The 18,408-nt window shown below is 64.3% G+C and carries 22 protein-coding genes; 13 read left to right on the top strand and 9 right to left on the bottom strand.

Annotated features, from left to right (window positions below; all coding sequences use genetic code 11):
* Window positions 1-2: 2 nt before the first annotated feature.
* Window positions 3-575 (bottom strand): CDP-diacylglycerol--glycerol-3-phosphate 3-phosphatidyltransferase, encoded by a 573-nt coding sequence (pgsA, locus tag HDC29_RS07200; RefSeq protein ID WP_179495744.1) that lies wholly within the window; start codon window positions 573-575, stop codon window positions 3-5.
* A 133-nt stretch (window positions 576-708) separates the two neighbouring features.
* Between pgsA and HDC29_RS07195 the strand changes: the two genes are divergently transcribed.
* On the top strand, window positions 709-2,004 hold the full coding sequence (locus HDC29_RS07195; protein WP_179495742.1) for an MFS transporter: 1,296 nt from the start codon (window positions 709-711) through the stop codon (window positions 2,002-2,004).
* A gap of 65 nt (window positions 2,005-2,069) precedes the next feature.
* On the opposite strand, the gene HDC29_RS07190 is transcribed toward HDC29_RS07195, so the two are convergent.
* Together HDC29_RS07190 and HDC29_RS07185 are read right to left on the bottom strand one after the other, a co-directional pair.
* Window positions 2,070-2,408 (bottom strand): 2Fe-2S iron-sulfur cluster-binding protein, encoded by a 339-nt coding sequence (locus HDC29_RS07190; RefSeq protein WP_179497328.1) that lies wholly within the window; start codon window positions 2,406-2,408, stop codon window positions 2,070-2,072.
* Window positions 2,405-3,496 carry a cysteine desulfurase family protein gene (locus HDC29_RS07185; protein WP_179495740.1) on the bottom strand — a complete coding sequence of 364 codons (1,092 nt, stop codon included), beginning with the start codon at window positions 3,494-3,496 and terminating at the stop codon, window positions 2,405-2,407. The genes HDC29_RS07190 and HDC29_RS07185 overlap by 4 nt, the downstream gene beginning before the upstream one ends.
* Before the next feature lie 140 nt (window positions 3,497-3,636).
* Here HDC29_RS07185 and HDC29_RS07180 point away from each other — a divergent pair, with 140 nt between their 5' ends.
* On the top strand, window positions 3,637-4,293 hold the full coding sequence (locus tag HDC29_RS07180; RefSeq protein ID WP_011541103.1) for an alpha/beta hydrolase: 657 nt from the start codon (window positions 3,637-3,639) through the stop codon (window positions 4,291-4,293).
* 101 nt (window positions 4,294-4,394) lie between these two features.
* Here the strand turns inward: HDC29_RS07180 and HDC29_RS07175 are convergent, their stop codons facing one another.
* Window positions 4,395-4,559, bottom strand: coding sequence for a hypothetical protein (locus tag HDC29_RS07175; RefSeq protein ID WP_179495738.1), 165 nt, complete (start codon window positions 4,557-4,559; stop codon window positions 4,395-4,397).
* 112 nt (window positions 4,560-4,671) lie between these two features.
* Between HDC29_RS07175 and rpiB the strand changes: the two genes are divergently transcribed.
* The 6 genes from rpiB (at window position 4,672) to HDC29_RS07145 (ending at window position 8,136) form a co-directional block, all read left to right on the top strand.
* Window positions 4,672-5,124, top strand: a complete 453-nt coding sequence (rpiB, locus tag HDC29_RS07170; RefSeq protein ID WP_179495736.1) for a ribose 5-phosphate isomerase B — start codon at window positions 4,672-4,674, stop codon at window positions 5,122-5,124.
* Window positions 5,121-6,428 carry a serine hydroxymethyltransferase gene (glyA, locus tag HDC29_RS07165; protein ID WP_179495734.1) on the top strand — a complete coding sequence of 436 codons (1,308 nt, stop codon included), beginning with the start codon at window positions 5,121-5,123 and terminating at the stop codon, window positions 6,426-6,428. The genes rpiB and glyA overlap by 4 nt, the downstream gene beginning before the upstream one ends.
* Window positions 6,429-6,432: 4 nt before the next feature.
* Window positions 6,433-6,651, top strand: coding sequence for a hypothetical protein (locus HDC29_RS07160; RefSeq protein ID WP_179495732.1), 219 nt, complete (start codon window positions 6,433-6,435; stop codon window positions 6,649-6,651).
* Between the two features lie 3 nt (window positions 6,652-6,654).
* Complete coding sequence (gene nrdR, locus HDC29_RS07155; RefSeq protein ID WP_179495730.1) at window positions 6,655-7,122, top strand: transcriptional regulator NrdR; 468 nt, start codon at window positions 6,655-6,657, stop codon at window positions 7,120-7,122.
* Window positions 7,119-7,844 (top strand): RNA methyltransferase, encoded by a 726-nt coding sequence (locus HDC29_RS07150; RefSeq protein ID WP_179495728.1) that lies wholly within the window; start codon window positions 7,119-7,121, stop codon window positions 7,842-7,844. The genes nrdR and HDC29_RS07150 overlap by 4 nt, the downstream gene beginning before the upstream one ends.
* A gap of 67 nt (window positions 7,845-7,911) precedes the next feature.
* Window positions 7,912-8,136: a hypothetical protein gene (locus HDC29_RS07145; protein ID WP_179495725.1), complete on the top strand. Its 225-nt coding sequence runs from the start codon at window positions 7,912-7,914 to the stop codon at window positions 8,134-8,136.
* A 2-nt stretch (window positions 8,137-8,138) separates the two neighbouring features.
* Here the strand turns inward: HDC29_RS07145 and HDC29_RS07140 are convergent, their stop codons facing one another.
* Entirely contained in the window at window positions 8,139-8,453 is a 315-nt protein-coding gene (locus HDC29_RS07140; RefSeq protein ID WP_179495723.1) for a chorismate mutase, read from the bottom strand.
* Window positions 8,454-8,655: 202 nt separating this feature from the next.
* Between HDC29_RS07140 and rpsD the strand changes: the two genes are divergently transcribed.
* Entirely contained in the window at window positions 8,656-9,267 is a 612-nt protein-coding gene (rpsD, locus tag HDC29_RS07135) for a 30S ribosomal protein S4 (protein WP_037510385.1), read from the top strand.
* A gap of 57 nt (window positions 9,268-9,324) precedes the next feature.
* Here the strand turns inward: rpsD and HDC29_RS07130 are convergent, their stop codons facing one another.
* Window positions 9,325-11,286, bottom strand: coding sequence for a S9 family peptidase (locus HDC29_RS07130; RefSeq protein ID WP_257018089.1), 1,962 nt, complete (start codon window positions 11,284-11,286; stop codon window positions 9,325-9,327).
* A gap of 150 nt (window positions 11,287-11,436) precedes the next feature.
* Between HDC29_RS07130 and HDC29_RS07125 the strand changes: the two genes are divergently transcribed.
* From HDC29_RS07125 to HDC29_RS07110, 4 genes are all read left to right on the top strand, one after another.
* Window positions 11,437-13,119: a M28 family metallopeptidase gene (locus HDC29_RS07125; protein ID WP_179495719.1), complete on the top strand. Its 1,683-nt coding sequence runs from the start codon at window positions 11,437-11,439 to the stop codon at window positions 13,117-13,119.
* Between the two features lie 136 nt (window positions 13,120-13,255).
* Entirely contained in the window at window positions 13,256-14,239 is a 984-nt protein-coding gene (locus HDC29_RS07120; RefSeq protein ID WP_179497326.1) for an agmatine deiminase family protein, read from the top strand.
* Window positions 14,240-14,335: 96 nt separating this feature from the next.
* A complete protein-coding gene (aguB, locus tag HDC29_RS07115) occupies window positions 14,336-15,187 on the top strand; it encodes an N-carbamoylputrescine amidase (RefSeq protein WP_179495717.1) in 852 nt (283 codons plus the stop codon).
* Between the two features lie 22 nt (window positions 15,188-15,209).
* The gene (locus HDC29_RS07110; RefSeq protein WP_179495715.1) at window positions 15,210-15,854 is read left to right on the top strand and encodes an FABP family protein; all 645 of its coding nucleotides are present in this window, start codon (window positions 15,210-15,212) and stop codon (window positions 15,852-15,854) included.
* Between the two features lie 2 nt (window positions 15,855-15,856).
* Here the strand turns inward: HDC29_RS07110 and HDC29_RS07105 are convergent, their stop codons facing one another.
* From HDC29_RS07105 to HDC29_RS07095, 3 genes are all read right to left on the bottom strand, one after another.
* A complete protein-coding gene (locus HDC29_RS07105) occupies window positions 15,857-16,480 on the bottom strand; it encodes a PilZ domain-containing protein (protein WP_179495713.1) in 624 nt (207 codons plus the stop codon).
* A gap of 249 nt (window positions 16,481-16,729) precedes the next feature.
* On the bottom strand, window positions 16,730-17,482 hold the full coding sequence (locus tag HDC29_RS07100; protein ID WP_306455566.1) for an Asp/Glu racemase: 753 nt from the start codon (window positions 17,480-17,482) through the stop codon (window positions 16,730-16,732).
* A gap of 10 nt (window positions 17,483-17,492) precedes the next feature.
* Window positions 17,493-18,401 carry a fumarylacetoacetate hydrolase family protein gene (locus tag HDC29_RS07095; RefSeq protein WP_179495710.1) on the bottom strand — a complete coding sequence of 303 codons (909 nt, stop codon included), beginning with the start codon at window positions 18,399-18,401 and terminating at the stop codon, window positions 17,493-17,495.
* Window positions 18,402-18,408: the final 7 nt, after the last annotated feature.

Here is an 18,408-nt window from a genome sequence, read left to right as displayed (position 1 = left end):
CCTCAATCCATATGCTTCAGGCCGACGCGCAGATAATCCCAGCCGGTGATCAGCGTCAGCACCGCGGCGCCCCACAGCGAGACGAGCCCGACGCTCTTGATCCAGACCATCGCGGGCAAGGCGCCCGCCAGGATCAGCGCGCCGAATGCGACGAGCTGAAAGGTCGTCTTCCACTTCGCGAGCTGCGTCACCGGCATCGACACCTGCAGCGTCGCCAGGAATTCGCGCAGCCCCGACACGATGATCTCGCGCAGCAGGATCATCAGCGCCGCAATGACGTGATAACCCGCAATGTCGCGCGTGAAGACGAGCAACAGAATGACCGCCGCGATCATGATCTTGTCGGCGATCGGATCGAGAAAGGCGCCCAGCCGCGACACGATCCCGCGCGAGCGTGCAACATAGCCGTCAAAATAGTCGGTAATGCCCATCAGGCAGTAAAGACCGAAGGCGAGCGCATAGTCGATCGGCTTGGGCTGGTGCGATCCCTCGACCACCCCCGGCCACAGCAGGAAAAGCAGGATGGGAACCGCCAGGATCCGCGAAAGGGTCAGGATGTTGGGAAGGCTGAGCATGATCCCCGTCGATATAAGCGGTCCAAAATGACCTTTGACCGTATCCGCCCTAGCCGATAAGTCCCCCGGGCGACAACCAAATTGCCCGCGATTTGCGTGGTGACCGAACAAGTTTGAAGAGATTGGACCACGCATGACCGGCTCCTTTGCGCTATTGAAGCAACGCCGGTTCCTGCCTCTTTTCGTCACCCAGCTCCTCGGCGCGTTCAACGACAATCTGTTCAAGAACGCGATGGTGCTGTTCGTCGTCTATGGCGTTTTCAACGACGAGGCGTCCGAAACGCTGTTCAGCGCGGTCGCGACGGGGCTGTTCATCCTGCCCTTCTTCCTGCTTTCGGCGCTCGCGGGCCAGCTCGCCGATACGCGCGACAAGGCGCGGATCATCCGCATCGTCAAATTCTGCGAAATCCTCATCATGTTCGTCGGCGGGCTCGGTCTCGTCCTTGCCTGGATGGGCTTTGCAGTCCACCTGATCGCGATCCCGCTGATGATGCTCGCGCTCTTCGCGATGGGCATCCACTCGACCTTCTTCGGCCCGATCAAATATGCGATCCTGCCGCAGCACCTCGAAAGCGACGAGGTGCTCGCCGGCACCGGGCTCGTCGAGGCGGGCACCTATATCGCGATCCTCGCGGGCACGATCCTCGCCGGCGTGATCGACGTCGAATGGGCGGCGCTCGGCGTCGTGCTGGTGGCTGGCCTCGGCTATTGGACCGGTCGCAAGGTACCGCCCGCGCCGCCCGAACATGAGGAAACGGGGATCGACTGGCACATCATCCGCTCGTCGGTCGCGCTCGTCCGCGGCACGATGCACATTCCGCGCCTCTATCTCGCGATCCTTTCGATCAGCTTCTTCTGGACGATCGGCGCGGTGCTGTTCATCCAGTTCCCGCCGCTGGTGAAGAACATCCTCCATGCCGACAAGAGCGTCGCCAGCCTGTTCCTCGCCATCTTCTCGATCGGCATCGCGATCGGCTCGGTCGCGGTCAACCGACTGCTCAAGGGGCAGGTGTCGGCGCGCTACAGCCCCGCCAGCGTCATCGTCATGGGCGTCTTCGTCCTCGCCTTCTATTGGGTTTGCCGCAACTGGGAGCATGATCCGTCGGGCGTGATGTACGGGATCGAAGGCTTCCTCGGGCACGCCGACGTCATCCCGCTGCTCGCCGCGCTGCTCGGCATCGCGATCAGCGGCGGCATGTTCGTCGTGCCGCTTTATGCCTTCCTCACCACCACGGTTCCCAAGGACCAGACCGCACGCACCGTCGCCGCGAACAATATCGTCAATTCGGGCGCGATGGTCGCGGGTTCGCTGCTCGCGATGGGGCTCGGTTTCGCCGGGGTCGGGGTCGTCGATCAGCTGTTGATGAGCGCCGCGATGTGCCTCATCTCCGCCTGGCTCGCGGTCAAGCTGCACCGCGCCTGCGACTGACCGAGCCCGCGACGGCGGCTGTTTCCGCTTCGGGGTGGTGAGCGACCGCCTCCGGTAGAAACCGGTCAGCGCGGCCCTTGCATGTTGCGGCTTTCCGCCGGGATATGCACGGTCATCCCATCCATATCCGCCGTCAGGACGATCTGGCACGACAGCCGGCTGGTCCGCCGCACCCCCGCGGCGAGGTCGAGCATATCCTCTTCCATCTCGCTCGCGGGCGGCAGGCGGTCGAAATCCTCCTTCGCCACGATGACGTGGCAGGTCGAACAGGCCATCTGGCCTTCGCATGTCCCTTCGAGCGGCATCATATGCGCCTGCGCGACGTCGAGCAGGATATCGCCGGGCTGCGCCTCGGCCTCGGTGCGCTGCTTGCCATCGGCGTGGATGAAGGTGACGCGCATCAGTTCACCCCCTGCAGCCGCGCCGCCGCCTTGATCGCTGTCAGGCCCGCGCGCAAGTCCTGCTCGCTGGTGTATCGCCCCCAGCCGAGGCGGATCGAGGCGCGGGCGTCGGCTTCGCTGACGCCCATCGCGCGCAGCACATGGCTGACCTTGCCCGAACCGCTGCCGCACGCGCTACCGAGCGAGAAGGCGATTTCGCGTGCGTCGGACATCAGGCGCAGGCCGTTCACGCCTTCGCGCCGGATGTTGAGATTGCCGTGGTAGCGGCGGTTGGCATCGCCATTGATCGTCCATTCGGGGAGCATATCGAGCGCGAGCGACCAGAGCCGCTCGACATGGCTTGCGTCCTTGTCGAACCGCTCGGCGGCGAGCGCCGCCGCAGCGCCGAACCCGGCACAGAGCGCAGGCGACACGGTGCCCGATCGCATCCCCTGCTCCTGCGCGCCGCCGAACATCAGCGGCGGCAGGTCGACGCCGTCCCTGACCCACAGCGCGCCGATACCCTTGGGCCCGTGGATCTTGTGCGCCGACAGCGCGATCAGGTCGGCACCGTCGGGGATGGCGACGCGGCCGTAACCCTGCACCGCGTCGCAGAGCAGCAGGCTGTTTTTCGCATGGGCGGCGGCGGCGAAATCGGCGACGGGCTGGATCGTGCCGACCTCGTTGTTCACCAGCATCGTCGCGACGATGCCGTTATGGGGGATCATCGCATCATCAGGCGGCAGCGCCAGCCCCTTGTCATCGACCGGCAGGATCGCCGCGTTCAACCGCTCGAGACATTGCAGCGAGGCGGCATGTTCGATGCTGAGCCCCGCGACGCCGCCGGGCATCGACTCGGCGCCGCGCAGCAGGGCCCAGTTGAGCGCCTCGGTCGCACCCGAGGTGAAGAAGAGGCGGCCGCCTTTGGGGAGCAGCGCCGCGACCTGGTCGCGCGCGACCTCGACCGCGGCGGCGGCGGCGCGGCCGGCCTTGTGCGTGCTCGATGGATTCGCAAAACCATCCTCCCCGTCCGGCCCCTCTAGCCAGCGCAGCATCGCCTCGCGCGCTTCAGGAGCGAGCGGCGTAGTGGCTTGATAGTCGAGGTAAATCATCCGGGGCGAAAATCCTTGTTGCGAGCGATTCGCAAAAGTTGCAAGTTGCGACCTATTTTCTATATAGGCGCCATCTTCGCTCCGCCACCCTGCCAACCCGGCGATTCGGCGGCCAGCCATAAAAGATAAGAGGTGCTCCCATGCCCGACGTTATTTTCCCCGGCCCCGAAGGCCGCATCGAAGGCCGTTTCTCGCCCCCGCCGCGCCCGCGCGCGCCGGTCGCGCTGATTCTCCACCCGCATCCGCAGGGCGGCGGCACGATGAACGACCGCATCACGCAGGCGATGTACAAGAGCTTCGTCGCGCGCGGTTTCGCGGTGCTGCGCTTCAACTTCCGCGGCGTCGGCCGCAGCCAGGGCACGTTCGACAACGGCATCGGCGAGCTTAGCGACGCCGCATCGGCGCTCGACTGGGTCCAGTCGATCCATCCCGAGGCGCAGACGACCTGGGTCGCGGGCTTCAGCTTCGGCGCGTGGATCGGCATGCAGCTTTTGATGCGCCGTCCCGAAATCCGCGGCTTCCTTTCGGTCGCGCCGCCGGCGAACATGTACGACTTCAGCTTCCTCGCCCCCTGCCCCTCGTCGGGCATCATCGTCGCGGGCGGGCAGGACGAGATCGTGCCGCCGAGCGCGGTGCAGAAGCTGGTCGACAAGCTGCGCACGCAAAAGGGCATCACGATCCATCACGACGAGATCCCGCGCGCCAACCATTTCTTCGAGCATGAGCTCGACCAGTTGATGAAGTCGCTCGACAATTATCTGGATATGCGGCTCGCGCCCGATTCGCCGATCCGTTAAACCCGTCATCGCGAGGAGCAAAGCGACGACGCGATCTCCAGCGTGCGGCAGTTCACGCCGATGGCTGGAGATTGCTTCGCTGCGCTTGTAATGACGAAGTGCTATTTCACCGGCATCAGCCAGATCGCGACATTCGCGAACATCACCAGCGCAGCGACCAGCATCAGCAGCGCGCGGCGGCGGTCGCCCTTGCGAAAAACAAGGACGGCACCGCCAGTCAGCAGCACGCCGGTCAGCATCAGGATGGACATGATCGTGTCGGACATGGGGCGGCTTTATCGGCGCCGTCACAAATTTGCCACCTCGCTTATGGCCAATCCGCATGGCTTGGCCTAAAGGGCCGACATCGATTCCCTTATGCCCTGCGGGAGCCGCACCATGCGCATCGCCATCGCCTCCGACCACGCCGCTTACGAACTGAAAGCCCTGCTTGCCGACTGGCTGCGCGAAAAGGGGCATGAAGTTGAAGACCTCGGCACCAACGGTCCCGACAGCGTCGATTATCCCGATTATGGCTATCGCCTCGCCGAAGCGATCGCCGATGGCCGTGCGGAACGCGGCGTGGCGCTGTGCGGATCGGGCATCGGCATTTCTATCTCGGTCAACCGCAACCCCGCCGCGCGCTGCGCGCTGGTGTCCGAACCGCTGTCGGCGAAGCTCGCGCGCGAGCATAATGACGCGAACGTCATCGCGATGGGCGCACGCCTGACGGGTATCGACATGGCCAAGGCGTGCCTCGACGCCTTCCTGATCACCGATTTCGCCGGCGACCGCCACGCGCGCCGCGTCGACAAGCTTTCGAATCCGCCTCAACTGGAGACCAGCCGATGACCACAGAAACGCTCGCCAAGCCCATCAAATCGGCCGGCTATTTCACCGATGGTGTCGGCACGGTAGACCCTGCGGTTGCCGCGGCAATGAAGCACGAACTCGAACGCGAACAACATCAGATCGAACTGATCGCGAGCGAGAATATCGTTTCGAAAGCGGTGCTCGAAGCGCAGGGCAGCGTCTTCACCAACAAATATGCCGAGGGCTACCCCGGCCGCCGCTATTATCAGGGCTGCGCTCCGTCGGACGAGGTCGAAACCCTCGCGATCGACCGCGCGAAGCAGCTTTTCGATTGCGGCTATGCGAACGTCCAGCCGCATTCGGGGGCGCAGGCGAACGGCGCGGTGATGCTCGCGCTGACCAAGCCCGGCGCGACGATCCTCGGCATGAGCCTCGACGCCGGCGGCCACCTGACCCACGGCGCGCCGCCTGCGATGTCGGGCAAATGGTTCAACGCGGTTCAGTACGGCGTGCGTGCCGACGACCATCTCGTCGATTTCGACCAGGTCGAGACGCTGGCGAGGGAGCATCGCCCGTCGCTGATCATCGCGGGCGGTTCGGCCTATCCGCGCACGCTCGACTTCGCGCGCTTCCGAGCCATCGCCGATGACGTCGGCGCGCTGCTGATGGTCGACATGGCGCATTTCGCTGGCCTCGTCGCCGGTGGCGCGCACCCCTCGCCGATGGAACATGCGCATGTCGTCACCACGACGACGCACAAGACGCTGCGCGGCCCGCGCGGCGGCATGATCCTGACCAACGACGAAGCGATCGCCAAGCGCATCAACTCGGCGGTCTTCCCCGGCCTTCAGGGCGGCCCGCTGATGCACGTCATCGCCGCGAAAGCCGTGGCGTTCGGCGAAGCGCTGCGTCCCGAATTCAAGGATTATGCGAAGGCGACGATCGCCAATGCGCAGGCGCTGGCGAACCGGCTGAAGGCGCGCGGCGCCGACATCGTCGCGGGCGGCACCGACACGCACCTTGCCCTCATCGACCTCCGCCCGCTCGGCGTCACCGGGCGCGACGCCGACGAGGCGCTCGAGCGCAGCGCGATCACCTGCAACAAGAACGGCATCCCCTTCGACCCGCTGCCGCCGGTCAAGACCAGCGGCATCCGCGTTGGATCGCCCGCGGGCACGACGCGCGGTTTCGGCATCGCCGAGTTCGAGGAAATCGGCGACATGGTCGCCGACGTGCTCGAGGCGCTGCGCGACAAGGGCGAGCATGGCGATGCCGACGTCGAAGCGAATGTCCGCGGCCGCGTGCGCGCGCTGTGCGAGCGCTTCCCCATCTATCAGGGATAAAACAATGGCGCGGCAGCACCCCGAGGAACCGACGCTCGTTGAACTCTCGATCGAAGAGGTCAAGGCGATGGGCAAGCAGGGGATGAACCATCCCTCGACACGCCCCGTCCTGACCGGCGGCGTCGTCGGCGCGATCGCGGGTGCGGTGCTGCCCGTCGTGACATGGCCGGTCGGCCTGTTCGCGGGCGCCGCCATCGCGCTTTACAGCCGGGTGAAGCGCTGACCCATGCGCTGCCCCTATTGCGGACATGAAGACAGCCAGGTGAAGGACAGCCGTCCGACCGAGGACGGCGCCGCCATCCGCCGCCGCCGCCAGTGCGAGGATTGCGGCGCGCGCTTCACGACCTTCGAGCGCATCCAGCTCCGCGAGGTCGCCGTGCTCAAGGCGGGTGGGACGCGCGAACCCTTTGACCGCGAGAAATTGATGCGCAGCGTCCAGATCGCTTGCCGCAAGCGCCCGATCGACGGCGCGCGGATCGAGCGCCTCGTGTCGGGCATTCAGCGCCAGCTCGAAACTTCGGGCGAGAATGAGGTGCAGGCGTCGCAAATCGGCGCGATGGTGATGGAAGCGCTCAAGGGCTTCGACAATGTCGCCTATATCCGCTTCGCCAGCGTCTATCGCGATTTCACCGAAGCCAAGGATTTCGAGGAATTCGCCTCGACGATCACCGAGGCGGCCCGGCCGATCAAATGACCGCGGCTCCGCCCCCCGTCATCGTCCTCGTCCGTCCGCAGCTTGGTGAGAATATCGGCAAGGCGGCGCGCGCGATGCTCAATTTCGGGCTGACCGAAATGCGCCTCGTCGCCCCGCGCGACGGCTGGCCCAATCCCGATGCGGGGCCCGCGGCGTCGGGCGCCGACACCGTGCTGGCCGAAGCGCAGGTTTTCGACACGCTCGCCGACGCCGTCGCCGACTGCACGACCATCTATGCCACCACGGTTCGCAAGCGCGGCGTGACCAAGCCGGTGCTGACCCCGGAGGCGGCGGCGCGCGAGGTCCATGGCAGCGCGGGGCGTTCGGCCTATGTCTTCGGCCCCGAACGTTCGGGGCTCGAGACCGACGATGTCACGCTGGCGCACAAGATCGTCACCGTGCCGATCAACCCAGAATTCGCCTCGCTCAATCTTGCGCAGGCGGTGATTCTGCTCGCCTATGAATGGTCGAAGGGCGTCGCGCTGGCGAGCCCGCCCGAGGTCCCGCTCGATCCCCCGGCCGAACATGGCGTGCTGGAAGAATTCATCGAGCATCTGGTCCGCGACCTCGACAAGAGCGGATATTTCTTTCCGCCCGAACGACGCGAAATGACGCTGCGCACCTTACGCACCGCGCTGACCAAGGCGGGCTGGTCGTATAATGACGTCCGTATGATGCACGGCATTATTACGGCGCTTGGCCGCACCCCAAGAGCGCGTTGAGTATCGACCTCGACAATCGCGCATCGCGCTCTTAGAAGGCACGGTCCTTCAAGGAGCGAATAGCTTTATGATTTCCGCAATACTTTCCCTGGCCTTGGCCATGACCGCCGCCAGCGGGACCGACACCCCTCCGGCCAAAGCGGCAAAGCCCAAAAAGGTCTGTACGAAGATCGAGGTCACCGGAAGCACGGTACCGAAGCGCGTGTGCCGCACCGTGGCAGAGCCCGCGAAACCCAAAGAAGAGACAGAACAGGCGGCGACCGACGCACCGCCCGCCGGCGCCACCAACTAGGATCAGCGACCGGCGCGCAGACGATCCCATTCGGTCGCCTCATAGGCGATCGACTGTTCGACCAGCTCGTTCCACACCGCGCGCAGCCGCTCGGGCTCCAGTCCGGCGGCCTCGGCCTCACGCGCCACGTTGGCCAGCACCTCGGCCTTGCGCGCTTCGTCGCGGACGGCATTGCGGTCGGCCTTGATGCGCGCGGCCGCGTCCATATAGCCGAAGCGGCGGACGAGCAGCGCGACGAGTTCGCGGTCGACCTGATCGACCCCGGCGCGGACTTCGGTCATCGTTTCGCATCGTTCGGGAAGTTTGGCGGACGTCATGCGCGCAGCCTTTAGCGGCTTTTTCGCCGCTGTCGAGCGGCGGGCTTGCGGCTTGACTTTCCGCCCCTCCCCGTCTAACCGCGCGCCTTCGCAATGGACCCCGCACCCCGGTGAAGCGGCGGTCGCATATGGCATCCCGTCCATATGGTGCGACCCGGGAACCGCCGAAATCCTTCGGCAAACAGCATATTGGAGACGACATATGTCGAAGCGCCAGAGCGCCAAGTATAAACTCGACCGCCGGATGGGCGAAAACATCTGGGGGCGTCCGAAAAGCCCGGTCAACCGCCGCGAATATGGCCCCGGCCAGCACGGCCAGCGCCGCAAGGGCAAGATGTCCGACTTCGGTATCCAGCTCCGCGCGAAGCAGAAGCTGAAGGGCTATTACGGCGACATCACCGAAAAGCAGTTCAAGAAGAACTATTTCGAAGCATCGCGCATGAAGGGCGACACCGGCCAGAACCTGATCGGCCTGCTCGAGCGCCGCCTCGACGCCGTGGTCTATCGCTCGAAGTTCACCCCGACGATCTTCTCGGCGCGTCAGCTCGTCAGCCATGGTCACGTCTATGTGAACGGCGTGAAGTGCAACGTCGCGAGCCGCCTCGTGAAGCCGGGCGACGAAGTCACCCTCGGCAAGAAGGCGCAGGAAATGGCGCTGGTCGCCGAAGCGCAGAGCCTGCCCGAGCGCGACCTGCCCGAATATCTGTCGGTTGACGGCACCAAGTCGACCTATGTCCGCGTCCCGACACTCGACGAAGTGCCCTATCCGGTGAAGATGGAACCGAACCTGGTCGTCGAATTCTATTCGCGCTGATCGGTTCGATTGCGAAATTGCGAGGGGCGGTCCGGAAACGGACCGCCCCTTTTTCGTTCAGTGTGGCAGGAACCGCGTAATCTGCGCGAGCATCGCTGTGCGCGTGTCGCTGTCGCTCAGGCCGTGCGCAAGGCCGGGATATTCGACCAGCTCAACCTTCTTTCCGGCGGAGGCCAACGCACCGCGCATGATCCGCGACTGGTCGATATCGACATTCTGGTCCAGCGTTCCGTGGAACATGAGCACCGGCGCTACGATGCGGCCGGCATTCTGGGCCGGCGACCCCTCGCGGATGTGGGGACCCGAACCGATGAAATCGCGAACGATCGCGCCGCTGGTATAGCGGGCACTTTCGGTCTTAAATCTGCTGAGATCGGTCACCGGTGCGATCGCGACAATCGCACGGAACAGGTCGGGCGCGACGACACCCGACTGCAACGCGGCATAGCCGCCATAGGACCAGCCGACGATCGACAATTTGGCGGGATCGGCCCCTTGGGCCAATATCCACCGGCCGGCGTCGCTCACATCGCCGATCGCGACCTTCCACGACTGGAACCCATTGTTCTGATACCATTGGTCGCCATAGCCCGACGATCCGCGGTAATTGGGCTGGACGACCGCGAAGCCTTCTTGGGCGAAATATTGCGCGAGCCAGTCGAACCCCCATTCGTCGCGCGAAGACGGCCCGCCATGCGGCATGACGATCGCCGGCAGGCCCTTGGCATCGCTGCGTCCCGGAGGGAGCGTCAGATAACCGGGGATCATCGTACCGTCGGACGCAGGATAGCGTACCGCCTTGACCGGCGCGAGCGTCAGTCCCGACAACAAGGGCCGGTCTTCAAGCAGCGGGCGCAGCTGTTTTAGCGCGGGTGTATAACGATAATAGCGCCCCGGATCGACGTCCGATCCGGCCCACAGCAACCAATGCGATTCATCGGCCGACGCATCGACGAAATAAACCTGGCGGCCACCAAGCGCGCGTGACAAGGAGTTGGCCATCGCCGCGACCTGGGGGTCGGTCGTCACCATCTGGCGGCGATCGGTGGCATAAGTCGCACCCACCACGCGCTGATCGCGGCCGACACGAACCAGCGCATCGACATCGACTTCGGGATGGCGATAGAGGGTTTCGCCCTTCCCCGTTCCATCAAGCTTCACCGCCATGACCGCAAGGCGCCCGTCGATCTTGCCGAAGCCGATCGCACGATCGGTCGCCGCGTCAACCGTCCAGGGCTCAAATCCCTCGCGCGACAATGTGTCAATCGACGATAACTGCTGCCAGTCACCGCCACCTGCAGGCTTGTAGAAATAACGCACGATCCGGCTGAGGTTGTCCGTCCGTCCTTCCATCGGCTGGGTGCCCATGATGCGCACTTCGCCTTTGCCGTCGGTGATATATTCGATGGTGTCGCGCCGGGGTTTCTCGACGACCTTCACCGAGCCTTCGACGACATTCACCAGGTCGACCCCCATCCCCTCCTCATCCTTGGTGATCAGGGAAGCCGTACGGCGGTTCGCCTCGGGAACATGGCTGCGCATCATCAATACGCTGCCCGGCGGTCCCGGCTGCCAGTCGATGACGCTGCCACCGCGGAAATCGATCCCCAGCGCATTGTCGCCGCGCCGGATGCTCAGCGACTTGACGTTGCCGCCCGCGGCATCGACGCCCAGCAGCGACGAAAAGCCATAGATGAACTCGCCCACCTTCTCCCGGCCGCCGATCTGGCAGACCAGCCGCGCGTCGGTCGCCCATCTGCACCAGCGCAGGATTTCGGGGTCGCCGCTTGCGCGCAAGATGCGGCGGGGCAAGGCCCCGTCGGCAATATCGACGACGAACAGATCGTTCGCCTGCCCCTTGTTCGGGGCCAGAAAGGCAAGGCGCTGCCCGTCAGGCGACAAGCTGACCTGCGTGACGCCGTCAAGCGTACCGAAGCGGCGTGCGACGTCTCCCTCCTGTGCGTGCGCGGCCCCCGCGGCAATCCCCAAACCCAGCAAATATAGCCAGCGCCCCCGCATATCCATCCCCCTGTTATTCGGTCCCCTTTTGCTTCTCTAAAAGCCGGCGTCCGCTTTTCCAAGCGCTGAAAGTCCCACAAGCGGCGCTTGCACCCTCCGCACCGGGCTGGCACAAGCCCGCGGTCGAATACGAAAACCCGAGGAATTTCCATGCTTCGCTTCCCCCGCTCGACCGCAGCCCTTGCGGTTCTTCTGACCGTTGCCGCGTGCAATGCGTCGGACAAGACAGCCACGTCGACCGTTACGATCCCCGACGTCGAGATCCCCGAACTGCCGCTCGCGACGTTGCAGGAGGTGACGAAGGAATTGTCGTCGGACGCCTATGAGGGCCGCGCGCCCGGCACCGCGGGCGAGGAAAAGACCGTCGCCTATATCATCAAGAAATATGAGGAAGCGGGGCTGAAGCCCGGGAACAACGGCAGCTGGACGCAGGATGTGCCGCTGGTCGAAATCACCGCAAAAAATGCGACACCGCTCACCTTCACCGGCGGCAAGACGCCGGTCACCGCGCAATATGCGAAGGACTATGTCGCGTTCAGCTATCGCGTCCAGCCGAAGACCGAGGTCAAGGACAGCGACGTCGTGTTCGTCGGCTATGGCATCAACGCCCCCGAAAAGGGCTGGAACGACTATGCCGGGCTTGATGTGAAGGGGAAGACCGTCGTCGTCCTCGTTAACGATCCCGACTGGCAGACCAAGGAAGCCAAGGGCGAGTTCAACGGCCGCGCGATGACCTATTACGGCCGCTGGAGCTATAAATATGAGGAAGCCGCGCGGCAGGGCGCCGCGGCGGTGCTGATCGTCCACGACACCGAACCCGCCGCCTATGGCTGGAACGTTGTCGAATCGAGCAACACCGGCACGCAATACCTCGCCGACAGCAAGAATGGCGGCGCCGACCAGACGGTCGCCAACGGCTGGATCCAGCTTCCCAAGGCGAAGGAATTGTTCGCAAGCGCGGGCCAGGACTTCGACAAGCTGCGCGAGGCCGCCAAGAAGAAGGGGTTCAAGCCCGTCGCGCTGACCGGAGTGAAGGCGAATTTCGGCTTCGACAACCAGATTTCGAAGAAGATGTCGCGCAACGTCATCGGCGTGCTGCCGGGCGCCAAGCGGCCGGATGAATATGTGCTCTACACCGGCCATTGGGATCACCTCGGCCGCTGCACGCCTGTCGCCGGCGACGACATCTGCAACGGTGCGGTCGACAATGCGAGCGGCATCGCCGGTCTGGTGACGCTGGCGCAGGCGTTCCAGAAGGTCGGCGCGCCCGATCGCAGCATCGTCTTCCTTGCCGTAACGGCCGAGGAATCGGGTCTGCTCGGCTCGAAATATTATGCCGAAAACCCGATCTTCCCGCTCGCGCAGACGGTGGGCGGCGTGAACATGGACGCATTGAACGCGAGCGGTCCGGCGAAGGACATCGTCGTCGTGGGCGGCGGCAAGTCCGAACTCGACGCCTATGTCGAAAAACTCGCCAAGATGGAGGGCCGCACGGTCAAGGCCGAGCCGACGCCCGAAAAGGGCTTCTATTATCGTTCCGACCACTTCAGCTTCGCCAAGCTCGGCGTACCGATGTTCAACTTCGGCAGCGGCGAGGATCTCGTCGAAGGCGGGGTCGAAGCCGGCCAGAAGGCGTCGGAAGATTATGAGAAGAACCGCTATCATGCGCCGGGCGACGAGTATGAGGCGATCACCAACTGGGGCGGCATGATGTCGGACCTGCGCCTCTATTATGCCGCAGGGCGGATGCTCGCGATGACCGACGCGTGGCCGAACTGGGTCGAGGGCGACGAATTCCGCGCCGCCCGCGACAAGTCGCGCGCCGGTAAGTAACGGAGACAACCGCTCCTCCGCAGTTGCGGGGAGCATCGTGTTCCGGCAATCCAGAATGGCAGCAGCCATTCTGGATTGCTGCGTTTTGGACGAGATGATCGATGTCACGGGCATCGACGCAAAGGACTATCACGCGATGACCCACCGCATGCCCGCCGAATGGGCACCCCATGATGCCGTCTGGATCGGCTTTCCGCACATGGCGGAGGAATGGTCGAGCCAAATCGATGCCGCGCGGCGCGATGTCGCGGCCTTTGCGAATGCCGTCCACGACGGCGGACGTGGTGAGACAGTGCATCTTCTCGTTCGCGACCATGACAATGCCGATATCGCCGAGGCGCTCGTCGACGAGGGCGTGAAGTTGTTCGTCGCCCCCTTCGGCGATATCTGGCTGCGCGACACGGGTCCGATCATCGTCGGCACCGGCGCCCAGCGCGAGGCGCGCAATTTCGACTTCAACTGGTGGGGCAACAAGTTCGTGATGCCCGGCGACCGGGAGATCGGGGCGATCCTGGCCGCGCACGCGGACCTGCCGACGCAGCATCTCGACTGGGTGCTCGAAGGCGGGGCGATCGACGTCGATGGCACCGGCCTGTGCGTCACCACCGAGGAATGCCTGCTCAACCCCAACCGCAATCCGACGCTAACGCGCGAGGATATCGCGGTGCGGCTCCGCCAGTCGCTCGGCATCGACCGGCTGCTGTGGCTGGGCAAAGGGCTCGTCGGTGACCATACCGACGGCCATGTCGACAATCTCGCGCGCTTCGTCGGCGAGGGCCGCCTCGCGCTGCCCGTCGCGGCGGGGAAGGATGATCCCAACGCGCATATCTATGCCGACGCGCGCGCACGCACCGCGGCGTTCGGCGGCGTCGAAATCGTCGACATGCCCTCGCCCGGCCGCGTCGAAGTGGACGACGAGATTGCGGCGGCGAGCTATATGAATTTCTATATCGGCAACAGCGTCGTTGTCGTCCCGACCTATGGCGTTCCCAACGATCAGGCAGCAGTCGACACGCTCGCCGCGCTCTTCCCCGATCGCCGCGCGGTCGGCGTGCCCGCGCGGGGGATCATCGTTGGCGGCGGGAGCTTCCACTGTTCCAGCCAGCAGCTTCCCAGTTGATCTTCTTCACGTCATCCCGGCGAAGGCCGGGATGACGTGAACGGGTCGCGGGCTTTTGCTCTGGCAAGATGCGCGGGCTCGCTTATATCCAGCCCCATGACCCGCACCATCACCGTCGCCGCGTTACAGCTTCCCCTGCCCGGCCCCGTCCAGCCCAACATCGAGGCCGTGTCAGCGCTCGTCGAGGAAGCGGCGGCCAAGGGCGCGCAAATCATCCTGCCGCCCGAACTCTTCGAAGGCCCCTATTTCTGCCAGGTCGAGGACGAGGAACTGTTCGCGACCGCCCGCCCGACGACCGAGCATCCGAGCGTCGTCGCGATGCAGGCGCTCGCCACCAAACTGAAGGTCGCGATCCCGACGAGTTTCTTCGAGAAGGACGGGCCGCATTATTACAACACGCTCGCGATGATCGGCCCCGACGGAGCGATCATGGGGACGTATCGCAAGAGTCACATCCCCGACGGACCCGGATATGAAGAGAAATATTATTTCCGCCCCGGCAACACGGGCTTCAAGGTCTGGGACGTGTTCGGCACGCGCATCGGCGTCGGCGTCTGCTGGGACCAATGGTATCCCGAATGCGCGCGCGCGATGGCGCTGATGGGGGCCGAACTGCTTTTCTATCCAACCGCGATCGGCAGCGAACCCTATGATGCCGACCTCGACACCAGCCGCATGTGGCGCCGCGCGATGCAGGGGCACAGCGTGTCGAACTGCATGCCGGTGATCGCGGCGAACCGCATCGGGACCGAAGGCGACGCCAATTTCTATGGCCACAGCTTCATCACCGACGAATGGGGCGACATGACGCAGGCGTTCGGCGCGAGCGAGACGGGTGTGCTCACCCAGACGATCGATCTCGACCGCGCCGCAAAACACCGCGCCGGCATGGGCTTCTTCCGCGACCGCCGGCCGCAGCTTTACGGGCGACTGGTCGAGGACATCTGATCGCCGTCGAAGGGGGAAAGCGATGGAAATACCCGACGATATCTTCACCGAGCCCGAGGACGTCGATCCCGAAACGCTCGCCAATCTCGGCCCCCTGCGGCGGCTGGCGGGCATCTGGGAGGGGCAACGCGGGGTCGATATCAACCCCAAGGCCGACGGCCCCGAGACGCGCCAATATTATGAGCGGATCGAGATGCAGCCGATCGACCCGCAGGCGAACGGACCGCAACTCTTCTACGGCCTGCGCTATCACCAGCACGTCAACACGCGCGAGGAGGATATCAGCTTCCACGACCAGGTCGGTTACTGGCTTTACGAGGCGTCGACCGGCCTGATCCTGCAAACGCTGGCGATCCCGCGCGGACAAATTGCCATCGCATCGGGTCACGCCGAGCCCGATAGCAAGCGCCTCGTCGTCAAGGCGGAACGCGGTCAAACCGAATATGGCATCTGTTCGACGAGCTTTCTCGACCTCGCCTTTCGCACCGACGCCTATCAACTGACGGTCGATTTCCACGACGATGGGTCGTGGAGCTATGTGTCCGACACGACATTGACGGTGAAGGGCCGCGACGAGCCCTTCCTGCACCGCGACCGCAACAGGCTGGTCAAGATCGCCGAACCCGACCTCAATCCATGGGCCAGGATCGTGCGGAGCGCGGCCTAGCTTCAGCTTTCGAAGCGGCGGATGCTTTCAAGGTCGGCACGGTCGAGCGGCTGCGTCAGCCACAGGCCACCGCGCCCGCCGCGCGACCAGCGCACGATCGCACGGCGCTTGACGTCGCCCGCGAGCACTAGGTTGAATTCCTTGCCGACCTCGAGATGCCCGTCGTGGACGAAACCGGCGCCATTCTGCGACAGGTCCACCAGTTCGATATCGGTCGCCGCGCCTTCGTCGGTCACCGCCTGCGCCTTCGTGTGCACCTGCAGGCGGGGTTGGCGATAGCCGGTGGCGCGCTGTTCGGCCGCCAATTTCTTGAGCACGTCGGCGACATCGACTTCCTTGTCGAACGAAACGCCGCATCGGCCCGCGTCCGACCAGACGACCTCCCCACGGATCATAACGGTATCCGAAAGCGCAACCTCCAGCTTTTCGCCGACGGCGATCGGGACGTCGGCCGCGAGCATCATGCCGCGATCGGAAATATTGCGGACCCGCCACAAGCCCGCGTCACCGTTGCGCATCACCTTGGCGATCCGCCAGACCGTGCGATAGCGATCGCCTTCGCGGCGATCGGCGGCGGCGGCGATATCCCGCTCCTCTGCCGGATCCGAGAAGCGATGCTGGTTCATGCCGTCCACCTTATCGAAGCAGCAAAACAAGCATAAGTGTTTGTCTATACTGCAAATACACAATCCCCACGTCATCAAAATACTAGAATTAGTCTTACAATTCAATCATGTTGCGGATCATAGTTAACATTATCATCGGCAAGGTCCGGAAAAACGCGCGCACTCGTTGGGGGTGAATGTCGCATTTTGCATAATTTACGGCGGCGCGATTGCGGAATTAAGCGCCAGATTGGCAGGATCGGTATCGGCTCAATAACGGCCGGAAAGCAGCGCGCCGGCGCCCGGAACCCGCGTCGAAAGCCCAAGCCGCGCGAGCATCTGGTGCGCCGTGCAAATCGCCGCCGATATCACGGGTTTGCCGATGGCGTCCTCGACCCTCTGCACCGCCGGCAACGAAGGCATCTGCACGCACGCCGAGAGAACGAGTGCGTCGATCCCGGAAAGGTCGAGCCGCTTGTAATGGTCGAGCAAATTCGCGGGATCCTGCGCCGCCACCTCGAGGTTGTCGGGAATTTCGAGCGCGAGCGAGTCGGCGACCTCGACCCCCTCCTTCGCGATATAGCCGACGACCATCTCGGTCAGCGGCTTCATATAGGGCGCGACGAGCGCGATACGCTTCGCGTGCAACGTCTTGAGCCCCTCGACCAGCGCACCCGCGCTGGTGACGACCGGCGCGGCGTGGCCGTTATCGACCGTGCGCTGGTGCAGCCGCGCCTCCGATACCCGGTGGTAGCCCTCGCCCATGCTCATGATCGCGACGAGGCAGGCATAGCCGAGCACATCGACCGCAGCGTCGGACAGTTCGAGCGCGCAGCGGTCGGAGTCCGCGTCCATCGCCGCGAGTTCCTCTTTCGTGACCTGCTTCATCCGCATCCGCGACGAATGGAAGGTGAAGCGTTCGGGCGCGATGGCCTCGCGCGCGCGGAGCAGCGCCGGAATTTCGGTTTCCATCGTGACGTTCGAACTGGGCACGATCTGCCCGATACGGATGGGTCGGGTCATCGTGGGCGCCTTAGACCGCGACGATCGGGTTGCGGAGCGTGCCGATGCCCTCGACGGTGCATTCGACGACGTCACCCGGCCACATGAACTCCTGCGGATCGCGCCCCGCGCCGACCCCGGCTGGGGTTCCGGTCGCGATAATGTCGCCAGGTTCGAGCGTCATCACGCTCGAAATATCGGAGATCAACTGATTGATATTGAACAGCATGAAGCGCGTGTTGCTGTTCTGCTTTTCCACCCCGTTCACATGGGTGAGGATATTGAGATTATGCGGGTCGCCGATTTCGTCGGCGGTGACGATGCACGGCCCCATCGGCGCAAAGCTGTCCTGGCCCTTCGACACGATCCATTGCCCGGCGCGGCGGCAGTCGCGCGCTGAGACGTCGTTGATCACCGTATAGCCGAACACATGGTCCAGCGCGTCGGCTTCGGCGACGTCACGCGCCGTGCTGCCGATGATCACTGCCAGCTCGGTTTCCCAGTCGAGTTGCTGCGTCACCTTCGCATTGTGCCGGATCGGATCGTTCCACGCGACGACTGCGGTCGGCGGCTTCGAGAAGATCACCGGCTGCTGCGGCAGCTCGTTCGACGTGTCGAGACTGCGCGCAGATTCAGCAACATGCTCAGTATAGTTCAGACCGATTCCGAAGATATTCTTGCGCGGGCGAGGGATCGGTGCGAGCAGGGTGACATTGCCCTCGGGCAGCGAGGTGCCGATGAGGTCGGCGGTCGTCGCCGACGCGACGGCTTCCTGCAGGAAGCGCAGCGCGACGGGCCCCAGGTCGATGAAATCGAGCATCGTCGAGGGCAAATCCTGCCCGATCGCGTCGCCGAAATATTCGACGTCGATCACGAGGCCGCCATGGAGAAGGCCGAGCCGGGGCTCGGTCTCCACCGTGCGATATGTCACGAAGCGCATAAATAGT

The organism is Sphingopyxis sp. JAI108 (assembly GCF_013410105.1).
Taxonomy (GTDB): domain Bacteria; phylum Pseudomonadota; class Alphaproteobacteria; order Sphingomonadales; family Sphingomonadaceae; genus Sphingopyxis; species Sphingopyxis chilensis.
This window is presented reverse-complemented; position numbering and strand designations above follow the sequence as displayed.

Excerpts from the sequence above, each read along its gene's own strand:
- pgsA (WP_179495744.1), bottom strand. The coding sequence starts at position 575 with ATGCTCAGCCTTCCCAACATCCTGACCCTTTCGCGGATCCTGGCGGTT.
- HDC29_RS07195 (WP_179495742.1), top strand. The coding sequence starts at position 709 with ATGACCGGCTCCTTTGCGCTATTGAAGCAACGCCGGTTCCTGCCTCTT.
- HDC29_RS07185 (WP_179495740.1), bottom strand. The coding sequence starts at position 3,496 with ATGATTTACCTCGACTATCAAGCCACTACGCCGCTCGCTCCTGAAGCG.
- HDC29_RS07180 (WP_011541103.1), top strand. The coding sequence starts at position 3,637 with ATGCCCGACGTTATTTTCCCCGGCCCCGAAGGCCGCATCGAAGGCCGT.
- HDC29_RS07175 (WP_179495738.1), bottom strand. The coding sequence starts at position 4,559 with ATGTCCGACACGATCATGTCCATCCTGATGCTGACCGGCGTGCTGCTG.
- rpiB (WP_179495736.1), top strand. The coding sequence starts at position 4,672 with ATGCGCATCGCCATCGCCTCCGACCACGCCGCTTACGAACTGAAAGCC.
- glyA (WP_179495734.1), top strand. The coding sequence starts at position 5,121 with ATGACCACAGAAACGCTCGCCAAGCCCATCAAATCGGCCGGCTATTTC.
- HDC29_RS07160 (WP_179495732.1), top strand. The coding sequence starts at position 6,433 with ATGGCGCGGCAGCACCCCGAGGAACCGACGCTCGTTGAACTCTCGATC.
- nrdR (WP_179495730.1), top strand. The coding sequence starts at position 6,655 with ATGCGCTGCCCCTATTGCGGACATGAAGACAGCCAGGTGAAGGACAGC.
- HDC29_RS07150 (WP_179495728.1), top strand. The coding sequence starts at position 7,119 with ATGACCGCGGCTCCGCCCCCCGTCATCGTCCTCGTCCGTCCGCAGCTT.
- HDC29_RS07145 (WP_179495725.1), top strand. The coding sequence starts at position 7,912 with ATGATTTCCGCAATACTTTCCCTGGCCTTGGCCATGACCGCCGCCAGC.
- HDC29_RS07140 (WP_179495723.1), bottom strand. The coding sequence starts at position 8,453 with ATGACGTCCGCCAAACTTCCCGAACGATGCGAAACGATGACCGAAGTC.
- rpsD (WP_037510385.1), top strand. The coding sequence starts at position 8,656 with ATGTCGAAGCGCCAGAGCGCCAAGTATAAACTCGACCGCCGGATGGGC.
- HDC29_RS07130 (WP_257018089.1), bottom strand. The coding sequence starts at position 11,286 with ATGCGGGGGCGCTGGCTATATTTGCTGGGTTTGGGGATTGCCGCGGGG.
- HDC29_RS07125 (WP_179495719.1), top strand. The coding sequence starts at position 11,437 with ATGCTTCGCTTCCCCCGCTCGACCGCAGCCCTTGCGGTTCTTCTGACC.
- HDC29_RS07120 (WP_179497326.1), top strand. The coding sequence starts at position 13,256 with ATGACCCACCGCATGCCCGCCGAATGGGCACCCCATGATGCCGTCTGG.
- aguB (WP_179495717.1), top strand. The coding sequence starts at position 14,336 with ATGACCCGCACCATCACCGTCGCCGCGTTACAGCTTCCCCTGCCCGGC.
- HDC29_RS07110 (WP_179495715.1), top strand. The coding sequence starts at position 15,210 with ATGGAAATACCCGACGATATCTTCACCGAGCCCGAGGACGTCGATCCC.
- HDC29_RS07105 (WP_179495713.1), bottom strand. The coding sequence starts at position 16,480 with ATGAACCAGCATCGCTTCTCGGATCCGGCAGAGGAGCGGGATATCGCC.
- HDC29_RS07100 (WP_306455566.1), bottom strand. The coding sequence starts at position 17,482 with ATGACCCGACCCATCCGTATCGGGCAGATCGTGCCCAGTTCGAACGTC.
- HDC29_RS07095 (WP_179495710.1), bottom strand. The coding sequence starts at position 18,401 with ATGCGCTTCGTGACATATCGCACGGTGGAGACCGAGCCCCGGCTCGGC.